This is a genomic window from Streptomyces sp. NPDC102278 (genome assembly GCF_044766345.1).
Taxonomy (GTDB): Bacteria; Actinomycetota; Actinomycetes; order Streptomycetales; family Streptomycetaceae; genus Streptomyces.
The window spans coordinates 223632-245539 of record NZ_JBIWLV010000010.1; the positions used below are offsets into that span (position 1 = coordinate 223632).

At 72.1% G+C, this 21908-nt stretch carries 17 protein-coding genes; 9 read left to right on the forward strand and 8 right to left on the reverse strand.

Annotated elements, in window-relative coordinates:
- Positions 1-52: 52 nt before the first annotated feature.
- The 4 genes from ACIRO3_RS24290 to aroF all read right to left on the reverse strand — a co-directional run bounded on the left by ACIRO3_RS24290 (position 53) and on the right by aroF (position 5184).
- Entirely contained in the window at positions 53-1243 is a 1191-nt protein-coding gene (locus ACIRO3_RS24290; protein ID WP_404140135.1) for an NAD(P)/FAD-dependent oxidoreductase, read from the reverse strand.
- Positions 1244-1341: 98 nt separating this feature from the next.
- Positions 1342-2988 carry an isochorismate synthase MenF gene (locus ACIRO3_RS24295; RefSeq protein ID WP_404140138.1) on the reverse strand — a complete coding sequence of 549 codons (1647 nt, stop codon included), beginning with the start codon at positions 2986-2988 and terminating at the stop codon, positions 1342-1344.
- A 2-nt stretch (positions 2989-2990) separates the two neighbouring features.
- The gene (locus ACIRO3_RS24300) at positions 2991-4088 is read right to left on the reverse strand and encodes a phenazine biosynthesis protein (protein WP_361781234.1); all 1098 of its coding nucleotides are present in this window, start codon (positions 4086-4088) and stop codon (positions 2991-2993) included.
- Between the two features lie 25 nt (positions 4089-4113).
- Positions 4114-5184, reverse strand: a complete 1071-nt coding sequence (aroF, locus tag ACIRO3_RS24305; protein WP_361781231.1) for a 3-deoxy-7-phosphoheptulonate synthase — start codon at positions 5182-5184, stop codon at positions 4114-4116.
- A gap of 406 nt (positions 5185-5590) precedes the next feature.
- Here aroF and ACIRO3_RS24310 point away from each other — a divergent pair, with 406 nt between their 5' ends.
- The 7 genes from ACIRO3_RS24310 (at position 5591) to ACIRO3_RS24340 (ending at position 14261) form a co-directional block, all read left to right on the forward strand.
- Positions 5591-6256 carry a cyclase family protein gene (locus ACIRO3_RS24310; RefSeq protein WP_361781228.1) on the forward strand — a complete coding sequence of 222 codons (666 nt, stop codon included), beginning with the start codon at positions 5591-5593 and terminating at the stop codon, positions 6254-6256.
- A gap of 160 nt (positions 6257-6416) precedes the next feature.
- Positions 6417-7763, forward strand: a complete 1347-nt coding sequence (locus ACIRO3_RS24315; RefSeq protein ID WP_404140142.1) for an aldehyde dehydrogenase family protein — start codon at positions 6417-6419, stop codon at positions 7761-7763.
- Positions 7764-7824: 61 nt separating this feature from the next.
- On the forward strand, positions 7825-8922 hold the full coding sequence (locus ACIRO3_RS24320) for a hypothetical protein (protein ID WP_404140302.1): 1098 nt from the start codon (positions 7825-7827) through the stop codon (positions 8920-8922).
- 42 nt (positions 8923-8964) lie between these two features.
- A complete protein-coding gene (locus tag ACIRO3_RS24325; RefSeq protein WP_404140145.1) occupies positions 8965-10164 on the forward strand; it encodes an ATP-grasp domain-containing protein in 1200 nt (399 codons plus the stop codon).
- A 42-nt stretch (positions 10165-10206) separates the two neighbouring features.
- Positions 10207-11463 (forward strand): ATP-grasp domain-containing protein, encoded by a 1257-nt coding sequence (locus ACIRO3_RS24330; protein WP_404140148.1) that lies wholly within the window; start codon positions 10207-10209, stop codon positions 11461-11463.
- Positions 11464-11516: 53 nt separating this feature from the next.
- Complete coding sequence (locus tag ACIRO3_RS24335) at positions 11517-12782, forward strand: MFS transporter (protein WP_361781213.1); 1266 nt, start codon at positions 11517-11519, stop codon at positions 12780-12782.
- 102 nt (positions 12783-12884) lie between these two features.
- Entirely contained in the window at positions 12885-14261 is a 1377-nt protein-coding gene (locus ACIRO3_RS24340) for a hypothetical protein (RefSeq protein ID WP_366149523.1), read from the forward strand.
- A gap of 100 nt (positions 14262-14361) precedes the next feature.
- On the opposite strand, the gene ACIRO3_RS24345 is transcribed toward ACIRO3_RS24340, so the two are convergent.
- Positions 14362-15726: an FAD-binding oxidoreductase gene (locus ACIRO3_RS24345; protein WP_404140152.1), complete on the reverse strand. Its 1365-nt coding sequence runs from the start codon at positions 15724-15726 to the stop codon at positions 14362-14364.
- 44 nt (positions 15727-15770) lie between these two features.
- On the reverse strand, positions 15771-16748 hold the full coding sequence (locus ACIRO3_RS24350) for an ArsR family transcriptional regulator (RefSeq protein ID WP_361781255.1): 978 nt from the start codon (positions 16746-16748) through the stop codon (positions 15771-15773).
- Positions 16749-16830: 82 nt separating this feature from the next.
- Here ACIRO3_RS24350 and ACIRO3_RS24355 point away from each other — a divergent pair, with 82 nt between their 5' ends.
- A complete protein-coding gene (locus ACIRO3_RS24355) occupies positions 16831-18057 on the forward strand; it encodes an MFS transporter (protein ID WP_361781204.1) in 1227 nt (408 codons plus the stop codon).
- 41 nt (positions 18058-18098) lie between these two features.
- Positions 18099-18938 (forward strand): siderophore-interacting protein, encoded by an 840-nt coding sequence (locus ACIRO3_RS24360; protein ID WP_404140155.1) that lies wholly within the window; start codon positions 18099-18101, stop codon positions 18936-18938.
- 151 nt (positions 18939-19089) lie between these two features.
- Here the strand turns inward: ACIRO3_RS24360 and ACIRO3_RS24365 are convergent, their stop codons facing one another.
- Together ACIRO3_RS24365 and ACIRO3_RS24370 are read right to left on the reverse strand one after the other, a co-directional pair.
- On the reverse strand, positions 19090-19251 hold the full coding sequence (locus tag ACIRO3_RS24365; RefSeq protein ID WP_037792689.1) for a hypothetical protein: 162 nt from the start codon (positions 19249-19251) through the stop codon (positions 19090-19092).
- 134 nt (positions 19252-19385) lie between these two features.
- Entirely contained in the window at positions 19386-21866 is a 2481-nt protein-coding gene (locus ACIRO3_RS24370; RefSeq protein WP_404140158.1) for a dolichyl-phosphate beta-glucosyltransferase, read from the reverse strand.
- Between the last annotated feature and the right edge of the window lie 42 nt (positions 21867-21908).

Genomic DNA, 21908 nt, shown 5'->3' on the forward strand with positions numbered 1-21908 from the left:
GCCGGCCGGTGGGTGGGCCGGTCGGTCCGGGCCGGTCGGTGGGGGCGGGCCGTCAGCCGCGGACGGCTTTGCGCAGCGGCACGTCCGGGTCGGTGACCAGGTCGAGGTCGAGGTGGCCGGCGTCGGTGATGAGGCGGCGGCCCTGCACCAGGTCGCGGGGGCGGTCGACGGTCAAGATCGCCTCCAGCCGGTTCCCCGTGAGCCACAGGACCGTCCAGGCGGCGCTGTCGGGCGAGCCGCGCAAGAGCATCCGTTCCGCCGCCGGGTGGTGGCCCGCGTACTGGACCATCCGTCCGAACTGCTCCGACCAGAAGTAGGGCACGGTGTCGTGGGCGGCGTCTTGGCCCAGCAGTGTCGCGGCGGCGGTCTCGGGGGCGTTGAGGGCCGCGTCCCAGTGCTCGACGAGCAGCCGGCGGTCGTAGCGCCCCGACCACCAGGCGGCGCAGTCGCCGACCGCGACGACCTCGGGGCGGGAGGTCCGCAGCGCTGCGTCGACGAGGACGCCGCGCTCGACCTCGATCCCGGAGCCGTGCAGCCAGTCGACGTCGGGGCGTACGCCGATGCCGGTGACGACCACGTCGGCGGCCAGGAACTCCCCGTGGTCGAGAGTCAGTCCGCCGTGGTCGACGGAGGTGACGCGCACGTCGCACCGGAGGTCGATGCCGGCCTCGGCGTACCAGCCGGCGGTCAGCGCGCCGAGTTCCGGCCCGAGGGCCTCGGACAGCGGGGCGGCGGCGGCCTCGACGACCGTGACCCGGCAGCCCTTCGCGGCGGCGGCGGTCGCCACCTCGGCACCGATCCAGCCGGCGCCGACGACGGCCACGTGCGCGCCCTCGACGAGTTCGGTGCGCAGGGCCAGGGCGTCGTCCCGGGTCCGTACGACGTGCTGGGGTCCCTCGCCCGGCAGCCGCAGGGGGCTCGCGCCCGTGGCGAGGACGAGTGCGTCGAACTCCAACGGGCCGCCGGTCGTCTCCAGGATCCCGCCGGGCCGGTGGGTGTGCGGCCGCAGGGCCTCCGCGCGGCGGCCGAGGAGGAGGGTGCAGCGGAGTTTGTCCCAGTCGGTGGGAAAGGCCGTGTCGTCGGTCTCCCCCGTCAGGACGCCCTTGGACAGCGGGGGCCGGTCGTAGGGGGCGTGGGGCTCGGCGCCCACGAGGGTGAGATCACCCTCGTAGCCTTGTGCGCGCAGCGCCTCGGCGGTGCGCAGACCGGCGAGGCCGCCGCCGACGACGATCACATTGCGCATGGGTCGGACCTTCGGTTCTCGGGCGGTGGTGGCGGCGACGGTGGTCGCCGGGGGTCCCGGCCGCGGGCGCGGCCGGGACGGCGGTCGGGGCATCGGGTTCACTCGATGGCGAGGGCGTGCACCATGGGGCGCAGCTTGGCGCAGGTCTCCGCGTACTCGGCCTCGGGATCGGAGTCGGCGACCAGTCCGCAGCCCGCGTACAGGGAGGCGGTGGGGCCGTCGAGCAGCGCGGAGCGGATGGCGACCGCGAACTGGCCCTGGCCGGTGCGGTCGGCCCAGCCGACGGCTCCCGCGTACCAGCTGCGGTCGAGCCCCTCGTTGTCGGCGAGCCAGCTCAGCGCCGCCTCGCGGGGATGACCGCCGAGGGCGGGGGTGGGGTGCAGGCGCTCGACGAAGTCGAGGATGCCGGCCGGGGAGTCCTCGGCGAGCCGGCCGTGGACCTTGGTGGACAGGTGTTGGACGTTGGCGAGTTTGACGACGCGGGGCGGTGTCTCGGCGTCGACGTCGGCGCAGGAGTCGCCGAGCGCGTCGCGGAGCATCTGGACCACCACGTCGTGCTCGTGCTGGATCTTGGGGCTGTCGACCAGTTCGCGTTCGTGGGTCTCGTCCTGTTCGGGCGTGGCGCCGCGCGGGGTGGTGCCGGCCAGGCCGAGCGCGTGCACGGTGCGGTCCTCGACCCGTACGAGGTACTCGGGGGTGGCGCCCAGGAAGGTGCATCCGTCGTGGTCGACGGCGAACACGGTGGTGCCGGGGTTGGCCGCGCGCAGCCTGCGCACGGCGCCCGGTACGTCGAAGGGCGTGGCCGCGGTGACGCGCAACTCGCGCGCCAGGACCACCTTCTCGAACCCGCCGGCACGGATCCGGTCGGTGGCGCGGCGGACCAGTTCCTTCCAGTCCTCGGCGGCCGGCAGCTCGACGGCGGTGTGGGCGCGGCCGGCCGGGGCGGTGGGCAGGTCCCAGGCGGGATCGGGTTCCCACAGCAGGCAGGTGTCGGCGAAGGCGGCGAGTTCCTTGGCCGTCTGCTCGGGGTCGGCGTCGGGCGACACGGTGGCGTTGAGGCGGAGTTCGGCGGGGGTGGGAACCTCGGTGACGGGGGTCCCGGCGGCGCCGGGGGCGGGTGCCAGGCTGCGGATCTGCAGCGCGGGCACCCACATCAGGGCGTCCGGGAGGCGGCTGCCCGCCGGGCCGGCGGCGGCGAAGGCGAAGCCGCCGATGGCCAGCGGGCCGACGCCCGATGCCGTGGAGGGGTCGGCGGCGCCGCCACAGACCGGGTCGCGGACGAGTTCCGCCCAGCCGTCGCGGACGCTCTCCACCCGGTCGGAGCCGTGTCCGTCGAGGTCGTGGGCGCTGCCGAAGGCGACGACGGAGCCGCCGTCCCAGGCGGACTGCCAGAGCAGCGAGCGCGTGGTGAGGAGCCGGGCCCGCTGCCAGATGTCGACGGCGCAGTGGAGGGGCAGCGGTTTGGCCCAACTGGCGAGCGTGGGGCGGCCGGTGTGGCGGGCCCGGTCAGAGGCGAGCCGTAAGGTGGCGAGCAGGCTCTCCAGGTCGCGGTGGTCGAGGGCGCGGTCGTACGGGGCGGGTTCGCCCGGCGCGCCCAGGGGCGGTGTGAGCGGCAGGGTGGCCGCCGGGACGGCGACCGCCGGCGCGATCGCCGGGTCGGCCGCCGGGGCAGTGAGGGAGTCCGGCGCGGTGAGCGAGTCCGGCGCGGTGAGGGAGTCCGGCGCCGTGAGGGAAGGGGTCGCCATGCTCAGTACACCCCTTCGATCGCGGTCGGGCCGCCTTCGACGGTGAGCGGCTGGACGTCGGCGAGGCCGTCCTGGGGATACTTCGACGTGGGCGTGACACGGAGCACGGAGTCGCGCTCCAGGGTCCATGGCAGCAGCAGGTCACGGGAGACGAGGCTGATCCGGGCCTGGCCGCGCTCGCCGTAGCCGACCTGGGCGTCGGTGTTCTCGGGGTCGACGACCGTCACGCGGCTGAAGGGGTGGAACGGCACGAAGACGCAGCGCTCCTCGTCCTGTTCGCCGGTGCGGGGGCGCTGCGGGGCGATGCCCATCATGGTGTTGCCGTACAGGCCGACGACGGTGGCCTGCGGGAAGAGCTCCTCCTCGAAGACGCTCAGGGTCTCGGGGCTGACGCTGGTGCCGGCCCAGATGATGCCGCGCACCTTCTCCTGGACGAGGCCGAGCAGTTTCTCGTCGGCGGCGATCGCCTCCAGCACCGGCGGGGTGGCGAAGAGCACGGAGACGGGCTGGGTGGCCAGGATGTCGTGGGCCTGCGCCAGGATGTGCTTGACGTAGCGGCCCGCCTCCTCGGCGCGGCCCTGCTTCACGCTGCTCTTGACCCAGCGCGGGTCGAAGTCGATGTAGTGGCAGAAGGTGCCGCGCTGTTGGGCCAGGAGGCCGACGGAGCGCCCGACGATGTGCGGTCCGGTGGGGCCGATGTGCAGCCAGTGGCCGTCGCCCTCGCCGGGGATCCCGTGGTCGGCGAGGACCTCGCTGACCCACAGGACGCCGTTGCGGCGGGAGCGCGATTCGACGATGCGCTTGGGTCGGCCGGTGGTGCCGCCGCTGTCGAACACCTGGAAGTCCCAGCCCTGTCGGCCGATCCCGGCCGGGACGAGCGCGTCGACGGGTATGTCCCGCCATTCCTCGCTGACGTCGGGGAAGAGGGCGAGGTCTTCCCAGGTCCTGACGTCCGTCAGCGGGTCGAAGTCCAGCGCCGCGGCGCGCTTCACCCAGTACGGGGAGCCGGTCGCGGGAGAGAAGTGCCATTGCATGGCGGCGCGGATGAACTCGTCCGGCGCGAGATCGGCGGTGAAGGGCTCGACGGTGTCGTCCAACATGTTCTTGTCTCCAGGAGGGGGCGGGTCAGACCGAGGCGAGGGAGTGCGCCCGCGTGGGCGCCATCGTCCGGCCGACGGCTTCCACGACGGGCGTGAGCCGGGTCATGACGTCGGCGAACTGTTCACCACTGAGCGCCTGGGCTCCGTCGCACATCGCGTTGCGCGCGTCCGTGTGCACGTCGATGATCAGGCCGTCGGCGCCGCAGGCCGCCGCGGCCAGGGACATCGGGGCGACCAGGTGGGGCTGCCCGGTGCTGTGACTGGGGTCGACGATCACCGGCAGGTGGGTGAGCCGCTTCGCCTCGGCCACGGCGCTGAGGTCCAGGGTGAACCGGGTGCTGCGGTCGTAGCTGCGGATGCCGCGCTCGCACAGGACGACGTCGCCGTTGCCCACGTGCAGCAGGTACTCGGCGGCGAGCAGCCACTCCTCGATGGTGGCCGACATGCCGCGCTTGAGGAGGACGGGCCGGCCGGAGGCGCCGGCCTCGCGGAGCAGCTCGAAGTTCTGCATGTTGCGGGTGCCGATCTGGAGCATGTCGCTCTCCTCGGCGACGAACTCGACGTCCTTCGGCGTGACCACCTCGGTGACGACGGGGAGGCCGGTGCGCTTGCGCTGCTCCGCGAGGAGGGTCAGGCCCGCGAGTCCCAGCCCTTGGAAGCTGTAGGGGGAAGTACGCGGTTTGAACGCGCCGCCGCGCAGCATGACCGCGCCGCTTCCGACGACGGTGTCGACGGCCGCATTCATCTGGGTCACGTTTTCGACCGCGCACGGGCCGGCGATGACGACGAATTCCGGCCCGCCGAAGACGGCACTCGCGAGGGCGCCCACCCGTACATGGGTATTTTCCGGCCGGAAGACCCTGCTGGTCAGTCGCTGCACGCCCGGGACCACGACGACGCGCTCCACGGCCGGCAGCTTTTCGACAATTGAATTCAATTCGGAACTTCCGGTTCCCTCACTGATGAGCATTGAGGAATCCATTACCGAACTCTCCATGGCGGACAATCCATGGGCGTGAAGTCTTTCCTTCACGGATTCGATCTCTTCACGCGTGGCGTGCGGACGCAATACCACAATCACGATGATGCCTTCCATGGGATCAATCGCCGGGATTTCGCACTTCAGATTGCGGCGAGGCTAGCGCACAGATATTTGGGCGAGCAACCCGCTAAAAATGGAGGCTACTGCTCCGTAACTCGTTTCAGGACAGCTGGCGTTCATGGCCGGAAACGTTCGTAGACAACGGGGTTGGGGCGCACACAAATGGAGGGGTTAAATCCATAAAGAAATGCCTGGCAGGCTGTAGTCCGGCCCCCCGCGCTGTGGTAGAAAGTCATGCCGCGGTGAAGGCGACAGCACACCCGGGACTTCCCCCTTTGGTCACTTAAGCGACATGGCTCACCGCCATTGCCTCGCCGACCGCTGTGCTAGCTTCCGCAATGTTCCCGCGAGAGCGGGGGCCGAGATGTACGCCGCTTGATCAATGGAGTAGATCGTGAAGATGATTGACATTAGCCAGGGCTGGCACGAGGGCATGCCCTCCTACGACGCCCCCTGGTACCCGAAATTCGGGATCCGCCGGGCCATGACCCCGGAGACGGACCCGGCCAAGGGTGGGCGGACATTCTCGGATCTGCAGATATTCCCGCACAACGGGACACACGTGGAGTCCGGCTACCACTTCTTCGAGGACCGCGAGAAGATCGACGAGGTCCCCCTGGAGACCTTCGTCGGCCGCGCGTGCGTGGCCGACCTGTCGCACAAGCGGGATCTGGATCCGGTCACCGGCGAGGACCTGGAGAAGGCGCTGCGCGACGTGTGGCAGCCCGGCGACCGGCTGCTGATCCGCACCGACCACCCCAACCGCTACCTGGGCCGCGACGACTACTGGGACAAGCCCCCGTACCTCACCCTGTCGTCGGCCGACTGGATGGTCGACAACGGCGCGACCCTCGTGGGCATGGACTGCATCACCGAGCGTCCCGACGACCGCAGCGGTCAGGTGCACCGCCGTCTGCTGGCCGCGGGCATCCCGATCCTGGAGAACATCCAGAGCCTCGACCAGATCACCAACCCGATCGTCCAGCTGATGGCGCTTCCGATCAAGGTCGCCGGTGTGGAGGCCGCCCCGTCGCGTGCCGTGGTCTTCGACGGATGGCAGTTCTGAGGCTCTCCCTAGCCTCGAAGCACCCCGCACGCACAGGGAGTTCGCATGACCGGCGGGTCCACGGCCGTCGCCTCCACCGGGGCCGAGGCCGTGGGCTGCCCGCCCCGGGCGATCCGGACGGCCGGTCTCGCCCGGCCCGTACCCGAGGAGTTGGTCTGACATGACGCTCGACATACCCGTGCTCCGGGACGGACGGGAGCGGATCTCCCGCGACACGCGCGTCCTGAACGGTGTCGACGGCGTCCCGCTCGGCACGGTCCACGAGGCCCCCGCCCTGGTGACGAGGTTGACCGTGAAGGCCATGCGCCAGGCGCCGCGCATGGCACCCGACGAGCGCCTGGCGGTGCTCGCCAAGGCCGGTGCCCTCTTCGGCTCGGCCACCCTGGGCGGCGTGACGCCCGAGGAGTACTGCCGGGTCCAGGCGTTGGCCTCCGGCGTCCCCGTCGACGTGGCCCGGCGGACGCTGGGCCGCATCGGCGACGACTGCGCGCGGCTCGGCGAGGTCGTCGACCGGCAGGCGCCGGTCGGGGCCGGTCGTACCGCCCGGTGGGTGCGCCGCGGCTCCGTCTTCGGCGTCGTGGCCCCCAGCAACCACCCGGCCACGCACGGCGCCTGGCTCCAGGCGATCGCGATGGGGTACAAGGTCCTGGTGCGCCCCGGGGCGCGCGACCCGTTCACCCCGTTGCGGCTGGTGCGCGCGCTGCTGGAGGCCGGTCTGGAGCCGGGTTGGATCAGCCTGCTGCCCGGTCCCCACGCCGCCGCCGACACCCTGGTGGAGACCGCCGACCTGTCGTTGGTCTACGGCAGCGAGTCCACCGTGGCCCGGTTGCGGGGCAACGACCGGGTACTGGTCCGCGGCCCCGGCCGCAGCAAGATCCTCGTGGACGGTCCGCTCGACGAGGCGACCCTGGACCACCTGGTGGCCGAGATCGCCGCCGATGGCGGCGTGCGCTGCACGAACACCACCGCCGTCCTCACGTCGGGCGATCACCGGGCACTGGCCGAGGCCCTCGCGGAGCGGTTGGCCGCACTCCCGGCCCACCCGGTGACCGACGACCGCGCGGTCCTGCCCGTACGCCCGCGGCGGGAGGGGGAAGGCCTGCGGGCGGCCCTCGACCTGGCCGCGGGGGGCGCCGCGGACCTGGTCGCGCGCCACCACGAGGACGGTCCGCTGCCGCTCGTCGGCGCGGACGCGGTGGCGCTGCGGCCCGCCGTGATGTGCGTGGACCGCTCCGACCATCCGGGGTTGGCGACCGAACTGCCCTTCCCCTGCGTGTGGGTGGCGCCCTGGCGGCGCTCGGAGGGGGTGGGTCCGCTGGACGACTCGCTGGCCCTGACCCTGCTCACCGACGACGCCTCGCTCGTCGCCGAGGCCCTGGAGTCCCCCGGTGTCCGCACCGTCCTGCACGGCCGGGTGCCCGGCTGGTGGAAGGACCCCTTCCTGCCGCACGACGGGTACCTGGGGCAGTTCCTCAAAGAGGCACGTGGTTTCGCCGCGTCGTCGTGACACCCGCGGGCCCGCGCCCGGCCTTCCCCACGGCAATTCCGAACGTTCTGAGGTGACCGACATGTTTGCTGCCTGCCCTGACATCCCCATCGTGGTGCTTCCCGCGAACAACCTGGTGCGGGCCGCCACCCGACCCGCCGAGCGGGTCGAGACGGCCCTGACCGCCGCGATCGAGCAGCTGACGCACCTGCACTCCGCGCTGCTCGACCCCCGGGGGGCGGGCCCGGCCGCGAAGGCGGCCATGGACGCGGCGGTGGAGGGGGTCGGCCGGCTCGCGGCCGTGGCCCGCGTCGCCCCCCTGGACACCGCGTCGCTGACGCCGATCGTCCCCAACCACGAGTACTTCGGCGTCAGGACGGCGCCGATCGACGACGCCCACCTCGTCGGCGAGGTGACGACGATCGTGGCGCGGGCGCTCACCGATCTGCGCGTGGCGCGGCTCGATCTCAACGACCAGGCCGCCGTGGTGCTGTCGATGGTCCGGATCCTGGGCGGTCTGCTCCCGGTCGACGGCGCCCCCGCCGCGCCGGGATCGACCGGCGAGGAGGCGGAGGTCGGCGCCCCGTACGCGGTGGGCTCCGACGAGCTGACCCGGTGGGTCATCACCCACCACTTCTACTTCGTCCTGAACCTCGCGGCGGCCGACGCCGTCACGCGGGCGATCGCCGCCCTGAAGGCGATGGACCGCGACACGGCGCTCGCCGCCGTGGAGGAGGCCATCGTCCTGGTGCGCGGTTTCACCGCCGCGATGCTGCACTCCGGGGACATGTCGGCGGCCTGCTACGGCGCCGTGGTCCGGCCGACGATGGCCGCGCCCGCCTGCCCGGTCGCGCTGACCGGCCGTACCCAGCCGGAGCACAAGGCCTTCCGCAAGGCGATGCGGAACCTGGTCAAGGTCTCCGCCGAGCCGTTCGCCAAGCTGGCCGCGACGGATCCGGAACTGGCCGCCGCGCGCGACGCGCTGCTGGAGGCGGACCTCCAGGACATCGAGAAGCACGTCATCATCACCGCCAAGCTCGTCGGTGACGACCGCTCGATCGTGCAGGGCGAGGACTCCGAGAGCGCGATCGCCGTACTGCGCACGATGCGGCACGCCCGCGCGGAGTCGTACCGCGACCTGATGCGGTTCGGCGACACGGTCACCCTCATCGGGGGCTGACGCATGGTTCCCACGACACCGCTCCCCCTGGAAGGTTCCGAGATGGCTCCGCGCATCGCCCTGCTGGGCGGCCGACCGAGTGTGTTGAAGTCCGCGTCCGACCTCGGTTGCGACGTGGTGCTGATCCAGACCCCGGGCGTGTACGACCCGGAGGCCGCCGCCGAGTTCTGCGTACAGGTCGTCGACACTCCGCTCGTCGACCAGGAGGCGGCGGTCGCCGCCGGTCGCAGGGTGTTCGCCGAGCAGCCGGTGGTGCGGTTCTTCTCGCCCGCCGAGTTGGGGCTGGTCGCCGCCGCCCGACTGAACGAGGAATTCGGTCTCGGCGGCAACTCGGTGGAGACCGTCCGCATGCTCAAGGACAAGGCCGCGATGCGGCGGCGGCTCGCCGAGGTGGGGCTCTCGCCCGTCCGCTTCCGCGTCGTGGAGAGCGAGGCGGAGCTGCTGGAGTTCGTCACCGAACTCGCGGGCCCGGTGATGATCAAGCCGTTGGACTACGGCGGCAGCCGTGACGTCCACCGGGTCGAGGGGCCCGACCGGGTCCCGGAGATCTGGCGGAAGGTCGAGGCGGTCGGGCGCGGCCGCATGCTGGCCGAGGAGTTCCTGACGGGGCACGAGGTCAGCGTCGAGGGGTTCTCGCAGGACGGCGTCCACACGGTCGTCGCGGTGACCGACAAGCTGCTGGGCGAGGGCGGGTCCGGGTTCATCGAGGCGGGCCACTCCGTCCCGGCCCGGGTGGACGGGGCGACCCGGCAGGGGATCGTGGATCTGACGGGGCGGCTGCTCGACGCGGTCGGCCTGGTCGAGGGGCCCTCGCACACCGAGATCATGATCACCGACGCGGGTCTGCGGATCATCGAGTCGCACAACCGGGCGGGCGGCGACAACATCCCCGAACTGGTGCGCCTGGCCTACGGCGTGGACCTGGTCCGGGCCGCGGTGGCGGTGCCGCTCGGCCTGGAGCCCTGGAACCCCGACGTCCCCGAGGCGACCGCGGGCGCGGCGATCCGGTTCGTGCTCGCCGAGCCGGGCGTCGTGACCGACGTCGAGGAGCCCGCCGAGGTGGAGGAGGGGGTCACCCTCGCCGTCCAGGCCGTGCCCGGGACGGTGGTGCCCCCGCTCACCTGGTCCGTGGACCGGGTCTGCGGCCATGTGATCGCCGTCGGCGCCGATGCCGCCGAGGCCGTCGCCCGCTGCGAGAAGACGATCGCCGCCATCGAGATCAGGACCAGGCCGGTCGGCTGACGCGGCTCCGTCCCACGTCCACATCCACAGCTGAGGTAAGTAATGAGTGGTGACACCGTTCCCCGTACGGTCGTGATCGTCGACGCGTACGCGAGCGCACGCTGCCTGGCGCCGCTGTTCCGGGCCCGGGGCTACACCTGCGTCCACGTGCAGAGCACGCCCACGATTCCGCCCGCGTACGAACGGAGCTTCCGCCCGGAGGACTTCGTCGTCAACATCGTCCACGACGGGGACGTCTCCCGGACGGCCGCGGCGATCGCCGCGCACGCACCGAAGGCGCTGGTGCCCGGCGTGGAGCGCGCGGTGGTCCTCGCCGACCGGTTGAACGAGGAACTCGGCCTGCCGGGCAACGGAACCGCGCTGAGCGCGGCCCGCCGTGACAAGTACCGCATGATCGAGACGGTCAGGGAGGCCGGGGTCCCCGGCACCGACCAGGTGCTGGCCGCCGACCTGGACACCCTGCTGCGCTGGTACGAGAAGGCCGACGGCCGCGTGGTGCTCAAACCGGTGAGCAGCGCCGGCAGTGACGGCGTCCACTTCTGCGACACCGTCGAGGAGGTGCGGGCGGCGTTCGACGCCCTGCTCGGCAGCACGAGCGCGCTCGATCAGGACAATCACGCGGTGCTGGCGCAGGAGTACCTGGTCGGCAGCGAGTACATCGTGAACACGGTGAGCCTGGACGGCCGGCACTACGTCAGCGACATCTGGAAGATGCACCACCTCAGCGCGAACGGCGTACGGGACCTGCCGGCCGGCGCCGAGCTGATGACACGTCACGGCGTCGAGCAGGAGCAGCTGGTCGAGCACACGCTGCTGGTGCTCGACGCCCTGGGCATCCGCAACGGCCCGGCGCACACGGAGCTCAAGCTGACGCCCCGGGGCCCGCGGCTGGTCGAGACGGGCACCCGCGTCTGCGGGGCGGACGTGCACGTACCGGTCGAGGCGGCCATCGGCGAGAGCCAGTTGGACTGGACGGTCGACGCCTGCGTCGATCCCGAGCGGTTCGCTCAGCGGTGGGAGGCCGGTTACGAGCTGAACCGGCACGCCCGGGTCGTCAACATGGTCTCGCCGGCCGAGGGCGAGCTCGTCGGGTACCCGAGGATGGCCGAGCTGCGGGCGCTGGAGAGCTTCCACGACGTGCTGTTCCGCGTCACCCCCGGCAACCCGGTCTTCCGGTCCGTGGACGACTGGACGTTCCCGCTGCGGGTGTACCTGCTGCACGAAACCGCGAGCACCGTCGCCCGTGACGCGCTGACCACGCGGTACATGGACGGAGAGGGCTTCTACGACATCACCTGAGACGTCTTGGCCGGCGGAACCCTCCCGCCACCGCACCCCACTTTTGGAGATCCATGTCCTTCCTGCGCCCTCGGTTTCCCGGTGAGCGCGCCCTGGCCGCCGGGATCGCGATCGACGCGACCGGCAACGGGATGTACGTCCCGTTCAGCCTGGTGTTCTTCCTCCACGTCACCGGATTGCCGCTGGCGCTGATCGGCCTGGTGCTCACCGTCACCGGGCTGATCGGCATCGCCGCGCTGCCGGTGGCCGGCATCGCCGTCGACCGCTTCGGCGCCCGCAGGGTGCAGCTCTTCCTGTACGTGCTGCGCGGGCTCAGCTTCGCCTGCTTCCCGCTCGCCCACTCGCTGCCCGCCTTCGCCGTCGTGGCGATGCTCGCCGCGATCGGCACCCGGGCCTTCCCCGCCGCCCTCCAGGCCAGGATCGGGGAGCTCGTCGACGGCGAGAACCGGGACCGGATGCAGGCGCTCAGCCGCAGCCTCGGCAACGCCGGGTTGGGCGTGGGCACCCTGATCGCCTCGCTGCTCATCGCCACGTCGGGGGATTCCGGCTACATCGCCGCCGCCTTCCTGAACGCGGCGAGCTTCCTCGTCGCGGCGGTGCTGGCCGCGCGCACCCCGATCACCGTGCCGGCCGCCCGTTCCCGGGCCGACAAGAGCGGCGGGTACCGGCTGGTCGCCAAGGACCGTCCGTTCCTGACGTTGACCCTCGCCAATCTGTTGGTGGCGTTCGGCTACACCTCGCTCAGCGTGCTGTTGCCCGTCTACGCCGTCGACTGGCTGCACCTGCCCCAGGGGCTCACCGGTGTCGCGTTCGTCGTCAACACCGCGCTCTGCGCCACCGTCTCCGTACCGGTCGCCGCCTTCGCCCGGCGCCGCTTCACGACCCGTACCCGGGCGGCGGCGGCCGGGGCGGCGCTCTTCGGGACCGGTTTCATCGGGCAGATCGTGCTCGGCACGCTGCGCCCGGAGAACGTTCAGGTGCTGTTGGCGGGGCTGTTGGCGGCCGTGATCGTCATGACGGTGGGCGAGATGGTGCACAGCACCTTCTCGGGTTCGCTGGCCCAGGCCGCGGCCCCGGAGGAGCTGCGCGGCCGGTACCTCGCCGGGTACCAACTGTCCTGGTCCCTGGCCTACGCCCTCGCACCGACCCTGTTCACCGCCCTGATCACCCTCGACGGCCGGCTGCCCTGGGTCCTGGTCGCGTCCACCACCCTGCTGGGGGCGGGTCTCCTCCTGCGTGTCGAACGCTCCCTGCGGCCGGACGTCGTCGCCTTCCCGGCGCCGCCCGTGGAGAGCAAGGCGGCCACCGCGAGCCGCTGACCCGCGGTCCGGACCGGGAGTCCGCGCCGCCGATCGGCGTACGCCGGTCACCACCTGACAGCCAATCGACCCACATCGCACAGAAGTCAGAAAGAGGTTCGCATGGATCGCGTCGCCTTGACCGAGGAGTACCTGGCCGAGCTGGCCGGCGGCAACCTGAAGACGAGCGAGCTGTTGGGAGGGCTGCCGCAGAACAAGATCCTCAACAGCGACAAGCCCAACGGCATGGGCCAGTGGCTCTCGCGGCCGCTGTTCCTCGGCCGCGACGAGCACACCCGGCTCGCGGGTGACCTGGACAACCTGCTGAACGCCCTGTCCAGCCTTCCCGACCGGCTCTTCGGCGGGGACTTCGCCGCGTTCGCGAGCGCGGGCGGCCTGAACGAGGTCCAGGTCGCCGCCGTCATGCGCAACCGGGGCGCGCGGATGACCCGTCAGACCCGGGCGGACCTGATCTGCGACGAGGCCGGCTTCAAGTTGCTGGAGTTGAACATAGGCAGCGCCGTCGGCGGCATGGACAACGTGGACGTGTGCCGCGAGCTGCTCGCGCACCCGGTGCTCGCGGAGTTCGCCGAGCGGCACGGGCTCACCTTCATGGACTCGCTGCGCGAGCAGGTCAACAACATCCTGGTGGAGAGCGGTTTCGCCCCGGGGGACCGCCCGGTGGTCGCCCTGACGGAGTGGCCGAGCGTCTTCGAGGACGAGATCCCGTACATGACGCAGCTGTGCGAGCGCTGGGGCGAGCTGGGTCTGGACGCCTCCCCCTGCCACCTCGGGCAGTTGGAGGTGCGCGACGGTCGGGTGTGGCTCGGTGAGAAGCCGGTGGACATCATCGTGCGCACGTTCCTGATCCGGGACCTGTTGACTCCCGGGGCGGAGGAGCTCACCGCGCCGGTCTTCGACGCGGCGAACCGGGGCGAGGTCAAGATCTTCACCCCGCTGGACACCACGGCGTACGCCAGCAAGGGCGCCCTCGCGATGCTCTCGGACGAGAACAACCGGGGGTTGTTCAGTGCCGAGGAGCTGGCAAGTCTGGACCGCATCCTGCCGTGGACGCGGATGGTGCGGCCGGGTCTGGTGACCCTGGAGGACGGTGAGCGCGTCGACCTCGTCGCGTACGCCGTGGAGCACCAGGCGGATCTGGTGCTGAAGCCGACCTCGCTGTCCGGCGGCAAGGGGGTCGTGCTCGGCTGGTCCGACGACCTGACGCCCGCGCAGTGGCGAGAGCAGATCGACCTGGCGCTGGAGAGCCCGTACGTCATCCAGCGCAGGATCCGCTCCGTCCTGGAGTCGGTGCCCGTGGACGAGGACGGCACGCTCGGCCGGTTCCGTCCGGTGTGGGGCGTGGTCACGGGTGTCAACGGCTTCACCGGCGCCAGTGTCCGGGCCATCCCGGAAGCCGCCGGGGACGTCGTGGTGAACGTGGTGAACGGGGCGCACGTGGGCGGAGTGCTGCACCAGACGGCCGGTTCCGGCGCCTGAGCCCTTCTGCCCGCAGGCCCGTCGGCCCCCGGCTCCGTGGTGACACGGGGTCGGGGGCCTTCGCGCGCGCCGGCGCCGGTCGGGCCCCGCGGTCGGGGCGTCAGTCGCGGTCGGGGAAGAGGGTGTGCGGGCTGAGCAGGTGGTCGGGGTCCAGGGCCGCCTTCACGGAACGCATGACGGCGATGTCCGCGGCGGACCGGGTGAGGTGCAGGTGGCGGGACTTGGCCCGGCCGATCCCGTGTTCGGCGCTGATGCTGCCGCCCGCGGCGGCGACGCGGGCGAGCACGGCCTCGGTGATCGCCTCCTCGTCGGCCGGGGCGACGTCGAGGAGGTTGACGTGCACGTTGCCCTCGGCGAGGTGGCCGAAGAGGTACGGCCGGGCGCGGCCGGCGAGCAGTGCGGGCAGGTCGGCGGCGAACGCCGGGAGATCGGCGAGGGGGACGGTGACGTCCAGCTTCAGCGGGATCCCGGCGGCGTTCAGGGACTCGGTGTGGCGTTCGCGGTAGGCGGCGAGCCGGCGGCGGTCGGTGCCGTCCAGGGCCACGGCCACCTCCCGTACGGGCGCCTTCTCCAGTACGTCGGCGAGTTCCTCGGCGGGGTCGCGGCGGCCCGCGCACTCGACCAGCAGGTAGACGGGGTGGGTGGTGCGGAAGGGGGCGGGGAGTCCGCTCTTGTCCAGGACCAGGGCCAGGCCGTCGGCCGTGAAGAACTCGACCAGTTCGAGGGATTCGAGCCGGCGCAGCTCGGTCAGGAGGGTGACGGCGGAGTCGAGCGAGTCGAGGGCGAGCAGGGCGGTGACCCGTCGTGGCAGGTGGGGGACGAGTGCGAGGCGGGCCCGGGTGATCACGGCGAGGGTGCCCTCGCTGCCGACCAGCAGGCCGGTGAGGTCGTAGCCGGTGTTGTCCTTGGGCAGACCGGCCAGCCGGTCCAGGACGCTGCCGTCGGCCAGGACCGCCTCCAGTCCGACGACGTTGGCCCGCGTGGTGCCGTACCGCACGACGCGCTCGCCGCCCGCGTTGGTGGCGATCATGCCGCCCAGGGTGGCCGAGTCCCGGGAGGCCAGGTCGACTCCGAACTCCAGCTCCCGGGAGGCGGCGTGCCGCCGCAGCGCGGCGAGCGGCAGGCCCGCGCCGACCGTGACCCGGCGTGCGGCCACGTCGATCGGGCCCATCCCGGTGAGGCGGCGCGAGGAGAGGACGACCTCGGTTCCGGAGGGGTCGGGGACCGAGCCGCCGACCAGGCCGGTGTTGCCGCCCTGCGGGACGATCGCCACCGCGGCGGCGTGGCACAGCCGCACCACCTCGGCGACCTGGGCGGTGTCGGCGGGGCGCACCACCAGCCGGGCCCGGCCGGTCCAACGGCCGGTGAAGTCGCTCTCGTAGGAGGCGCGCAGCGCCGGGTCGGTCAGTACGTGGGCGTCCCCGACCACGGCCGCGAGGTGGGGGGCGAGTCGGTCGGGTTCCATGGGGGGCGGGCCGGTCCTCTCGGTCCTGGGGGGTGGGTCGCCGGTCAGGTCGGGGCGCCGGCGAGGATGGATTCGGCGACGGAGGTGCGGGCGTAGAGCACCGAGCGTCCGGCCCGGTGGGCGCTGACCAGGCCCGCGTCGCGCAGCGCCGTGAGGTACTGGGACACCCCGGCCGTGGATATGCCCGTGCGGTGGGCCAGCTCGGTGGTGGAGGCCGGGGCGTCCAGCTCGGTGAGCAGCAGGGTCCGCGAGCGGCCTAGCACGGCGGCGATGGCGTCGGTGCGGGCGACGGGCCGGGACTCCCACAGGGGCCCGATTCCCCGTGCGGGGTAGGCGAGTTGGGGCGGGTCCGGCAGTCTCACCCGGGTCAGGACCCGGGGTCCGGCGAAGGCCGAGGGGACCAGCAGCAGGCCCGCGCCCGCCGTCTTGCGGGACAGGGTCCGCTGTCGGCGGACCATCCGCAGCCCGTTGTCGACCCAACTCAGTGACACGTGCAGCTCGTTGAAGAGGCGGCCGGCGCCGTGCTCGGCGACCTGCCGGGCCCGGTGGAAGACGTCGGCTTCGAGCACGGTCCGGATCCGGGCCCAGTAGGGGGCGAGCGCCAGTTCCCAGTACGCCTCGATCTCCTCGCCGACGCGCGCCAACTGGGGTCGCGGCTCTGCGTACAGGGCCCGCAGCCGGGGCCCGCGCGAGCTCATGTGCTTCTCCAGGTGGTCGAGGTCCTGGCGGACCCGCTCGTCCGGCTCCCGCCGGATCGCGGCCAGCTCCTCCGCGAGGGTGGGGGCCGCGCCGGGGGGCGCGGGGGTGAGGAAGTCGGGAAGGTAGCGGGCGGGCGGGATCAGTTCGGCGAGCCAGCCCCGGTCCAGGCCCGCCGCCTCGACGCGCGGCCGCACCTGTTCGATCCAGGGCCCGTGCACGGGGTGCGCGAGGCCGGATCGCAGCAGGCGGAAGCTGGTCACGACCTCCCACATCGGCGAGACGGCGAAGCGCATCTGCGCCAGGTCACTGGCCGAGAACGTCAGCTCCGCCACGACAACCACCCCATGGATTCAGGCATTTCTTAATCAATGGCCATCAGCGTACAGCGGCGGGAGGATCCGGCACATGCTCTCCACCTTCAGTGGGCTGCCCCGCACAGCCTGGATCGTCTTCGCGGGCACGATCGTCAACCGGCTCGGCTTCATGGTGACCCCCTTCCTGGTCTACTACCTGGGATCGCGCGGGATCAGCACCTCCGACGTCCCCTACGTGCTGGGCGCCCTGGGGGCCGGCAACCTGGTCGGCCCGCTCCTCGGCGGCTTCCTGGCCGACCGCAGCGGCCGGCGCACGACGATGGTCATCGGTCTGGTGGGCGTCGCCGCCTCGCACGGCCTGCTGTTCGTCGCCCCGAACCTGCCGACCCTCATGCTCACGGCCGCGCTCCTCAGCGTCACCGGCAGCCTGGTCGGTCCGGCCGCTTCCGCCCTGGTCGCGGACGCGGTCGACAAGGACCGGCGCCGGGCCGCGTTCTCGCTGGTCCACTGGGCGGTCAACATCGGTACCGCCGGCGCCGGCATGCTCGGCGGGTTCCTGGCCACCAAGGGCTACTGGCTGCTGTTCACGGTGGACGCCGCGACCTCGCTCGTCTACGCGGTGATCGCGGCCATGATGCTGCCCCGGGGAACCGGCCCGAAGGCCGCCGGCGCCAAGGCCGGCGCCGGCGGGGCCGGTTACGGCGTGGTCTACCGGGACCGCCTGATGCGGGGCCTGCTGCCGCTGTTCGCCGTCTCCGTCGCGATCTACTGCCTGATCGAGGCGAGCCTGCCGCTCGCCATCCGCGACGACGGCCTCTCCCCCACCGTCCTCGGCATGATGTTCGCGCTCAACGCCGCACTGGTCGTCATATTGCAGCCGATCGCGACATCCGTGCTCGCCGACCTGAAGCCGCTGCCGGTCTACGTGTCGGCCAGCGTCCTGGTCGCGCTCGGCGTCGCGCTGACCGGTGTCGCCGACAGCCCCTGGGCGTACGCCGGTACGGTGGCCCTGTGGTCCCTCGGCGAGGCGTCCCTCGGCGGCCTGCACTCGTCGATCATCCAGAGCATCGCCCCGGAGGACGCGCGGGCCCGCTACCAGGGGGCCTTCCAGTGGGCCTGCGGCATCGCCCGGTTCACCGCGCTGACCGCCGGCACCGCGGTGTACGCGCACGCCGGGCCCGCCGTCCTCTGGTGGATCGCCGCCGTGGCGGGCGTGGCCGCCTCGCTCACGGTCGGCGCCCTCGGCCCCATGATCAACCGCCGACACGCCGCCATCGAACGGGCCGCCGCGTCGGACGCCGCCCCCGTCGCCGGCTGAACCACCGAGTCGCCGGCAGCACCACCGAAAAGGGAACAGGAATGCCTGAAGCACAACCGAGGAAGAGGGTCGTCCATCGCGGGCGGGTCCTGCGGACCGAGCGGATCTCACCCGCGATGGTCCGGGTCGTCCTGCACGGCGAGGGGCTCCGGGAGTTCAGCGCCGGGCGGTTCACCGACCACTACGTCAAAATGCACTTCCCGCCGCCGGGCGTGGAGTACGCGGACCCCACCGACATCCCCGCGATCCGCCGCGACCACCCGAGGGAGGAGTGGCCGCGGACCCGGACGTACAGCGTGCGCGGTTGGGACGCCGGGACCGGGCAGCTGACCATCGACTTCGTGGTCCACGGCACCGCCGGTGTGGCGGGCCCCTGGGCGGCGGCGGCCCAACCCGGTGACGAGGTGGTCTTCTCGGGTCCGGGCGGCGGCTACGCCCCGGACGCCGAGGCCGACTGGCACCTGTTGGCCGGGGACGAGAGCGCCCTGCCCGCCATCGCGGCGGCCTTGGAGGCCATGCCCGCGGGCGCGTCGGTACGGGCGTTCGTCGAGGTGGACGGCCCCGCGGACGAGCAGCCGCTCGCCTCGCCGGCCCGGGTGGAGACGACCTGGCTGCACCGCGGCGAGCGGCCCGTCGGGGACGCGCTGGTCGAGGCCGTGACCGGGCTGGAGTTCCCGGCCGGTTCGCCGCAGGTCTTCGTGCACGGCGAGGCGCACTTCGTCCGCGAGCTGCGTCGTCACCTGCGGGTCGACCGCGGCCTGGCGCCCGCTTCGCTCTCCGTTTCCGGTTACTGGCGCAGGGGCGCGGACGAGGAGGCGTGGCAGGCCACCAAGGGCGAGTGGAACGGCGATCCCGTTCCCGCGCCGGCCCCCACCGGCTGACGCCGCCCGGGTCGCCACCGGTCGGCCCCCGCCGGGTGCGGCGGCCCGTGCGCGCACACGACGGCGGGGCCCACCCCCGGGTGAGGGTGGGCCCCGCGTGCCGTGTGTCACCGATGCGGCGGTACCGGCGGTACCGCTGCCCCGGGTGGCGCTACCAGCGGTACCAACGACCGCTGCCGCCCTTCGGGCGGGCGACGAACCCGATCAGCCACAGGACCAGTACCGCGATCGCGACCCACCAGAGGATCTTGACCGCGAAACCGGCACCGAAAAGGATCAGGGCGAGCAGAAGAACGAGAAGCAGGGGAACCATGATTATCAACCTCCGAGCAGCCTTCTGCCCTGGCGGTTCCCGCTCATGCGTTCAATATTTATGTGTTTCTTATTCCGCTGGGCGGGAATCCGAACGGGCCGTCCCGACGGGTCGACCGCGCCCCGCACGTCGGATCAGGAGGAGCCGACCTGCCAGATGAGGCAGTCGGCGACCCTGCGCGGTTCCCGGTCGAGCAGGGCGGTGAGCGTGCCGCGCAGTTCGGGGGCGCGCTCCTGGGTCACGGGAAGGACGATCAGGCCCGCCTTCCAGTGGGCGAGGTCCGCGCGGGCCTCCTCACGCATCCGCGGGTCGACCTCCGAGGGACCCTGCGCACCCCAGCGGACGTCCCTCAGCAGGTTGGACAGCATGCGCGGCTTCGCACCGTAGATCCCGACGCGGTCGGGGCCGTCCGGGCCGTTGAAGTAGCCGCCGGCCAGCTTGAAGCCGAAGCCGGTACCGCTCTGCCAGCGCAGCGCGGCCGCGGAGCCCGGGTCGGGAAGCGGCACCGGGACGAGGGAGCGGCCGTCCTCAAGGTAGTCCTTGTAATGGCCCTCGGCGATGAAGGCAGGCACGGGCTCGCGGTCCGCGGTGACCAGCGGGAGCGGCAGGATCGGCGCGAGCGCGGCGGCGACGGCCAGGTATCCGACGGCGCGGTGCTCGCGGGCCCGCAGGCCCCGGATCCGGTCGAGGGCCAGGGCGATCAGCATGCCGAAGAGCGGCGCGCACACCATCGCCACCCGGCCCTCGATGACCGATTCGAGCAGGGGCAGGTGCCGCAGCAGCGCCCAGGGGGCGGGCAGGGTGACGTCGAACTTCTCGATCCGCACCTGCGGGCCGAGGGAGAGGACGGCCGCGGCGAGGGCGGTGAGGCCGAGGGCGCGGACGACGGGCCGGCGCCACAGCCAGAGGGTGATCCCGGCGGCCAGGGCGAGCAGCGGCCAGCCGTAGAAGGCGTTCTGCTCGGTGGTGTTCAGCGAGAGCCGGCCCGCCGTGTCGGCGTCGCCGAACAGCGAGCGGGCCGAGTACTCGGCCAGGGCGCCCAGCGGGTTGCCGGCTCCGCCCTCGCCGTGCAGCACGGAGTGGTAGCTCTGCGGTCCGAAGAACTGCCAGGCCAGGGGGAAGGCCACGAGCGGTACGGAGACGATCGCGGCGATCGCCAGTCCCTCCCCCAGCGGTCGGACGGCCGCCCGGGCGCCGTCGCGGTCGTACAGCGCGAAGACGAGGGCGAAGATCAGCATGCCCATCGCCGCCAGCAGGAACGGCTCCTCGCCCAGGAAGACCTGATACGCGGAGAACAGCCCCAGCAGGATGCCGTCGCGGACGACGTTCCTGCCCTCGCAGAGCCGCAGGGCCCGGTCGATGATGACCGGGATCATGAAGAGGACGACGAAGTTCGGATGCGCGTTCGCGTGCGAGATCATCGGCGGCGCGAAGGCCGCCAGGGCGCCGCCCACGGCCGCCGCCCAGCGTTTCTCGGTCAGCCGGCGGTGGATCAGCCAGTACCAGGCCCAGGCCGTCGCGGCGATGCCGAGGGTGAACACCAGGGCGAGGGTGATCGTGGGGCCGAAGAGCAGCGTGACGGGGGTGAGCGGCACGGACAGGCCGAGCATCACCGTGTTGCCCATCAGATTCACGCCGTCGGGCATGTTCTGGAAGTCGGTGAAGAGCGGATTGCGCAGGTGCGCGACATTGTCCGCGGTGACTCCGAAGAACCATTCCCACTGGTTCTGGTCCTGAAGGGAATGGGCCAGGATCGCCCCGTCCGTATCCGCCCACAATCCCTTGTACAGATAAAAGGAGGCGAACAGGTACAGGGCGGCCACGAGGATGCCGTGGGCGTTGAGGCGGGTCAATTCGCCGAGCGTGCGCACGTAATCCGGGAACCGGACCTTGGAACCGTCCTGGTGTGCCCAGCGGACGGGTACCTCGGCCACGGGCCATCCCTTGCGTCGGAAGTACTGGAGGATCTCCACGTCGATGGCCCAGCCGTCGAGTCGGGAGGCGCCGAAGGCGGCGCGGGCCTGTTCACCGTCGAACAGCTTGAATCCGCACTGGGTGTCGCGGATGCCGCGGACGGCCACCAGCCGGATGACGCGGTTGCCGGTCCAACCGAGCACCTCGCGCAGCGCGCTCTGCTGCCGCTCCACGGTGGAGTCGCGGTGGGCGCGCGAGCCGATGGCGGCGGCCAGCCGCGGATCGTCGGCCAGCGTCTTCTCCAGCCCGGCCAGTTCCTCCATCGGCGTCGACAGGTCCGCGTCCATGACCAGGACGCGCCGGCCCAGCGAGGTGCCCACGCCGAGGCGCAGCGCGCTGCCCTTGCCCTTGTTCTCCTCGGACCGCACGAGCCGGATCCGGTGCTCGTGCACGCCGGCCTTCAGCGCGATGGCGGTGGTGCGGTCCGGGGAACCGTCGTCGACGACGATGACCTCCCAGTCCTCCGGGCCGCCGCCGACGTGCGCGTCGAGGTAGGCCCGGACCACCTCCAGGGTCGGAGCGAGGCGCTCCTCCTCCAGGTAGGCGGGGATGACCACGGACAGGCCGACGGACCCCGGTCCCTGGTCGACGGGTTGACCCGTGATGGTCGCACCACGAGGCGTGAGTCTGTCGTTCTGCACGTGCGAGCCATTCGTCGAGTTGTCCCGTTCCACCGGGAGGTG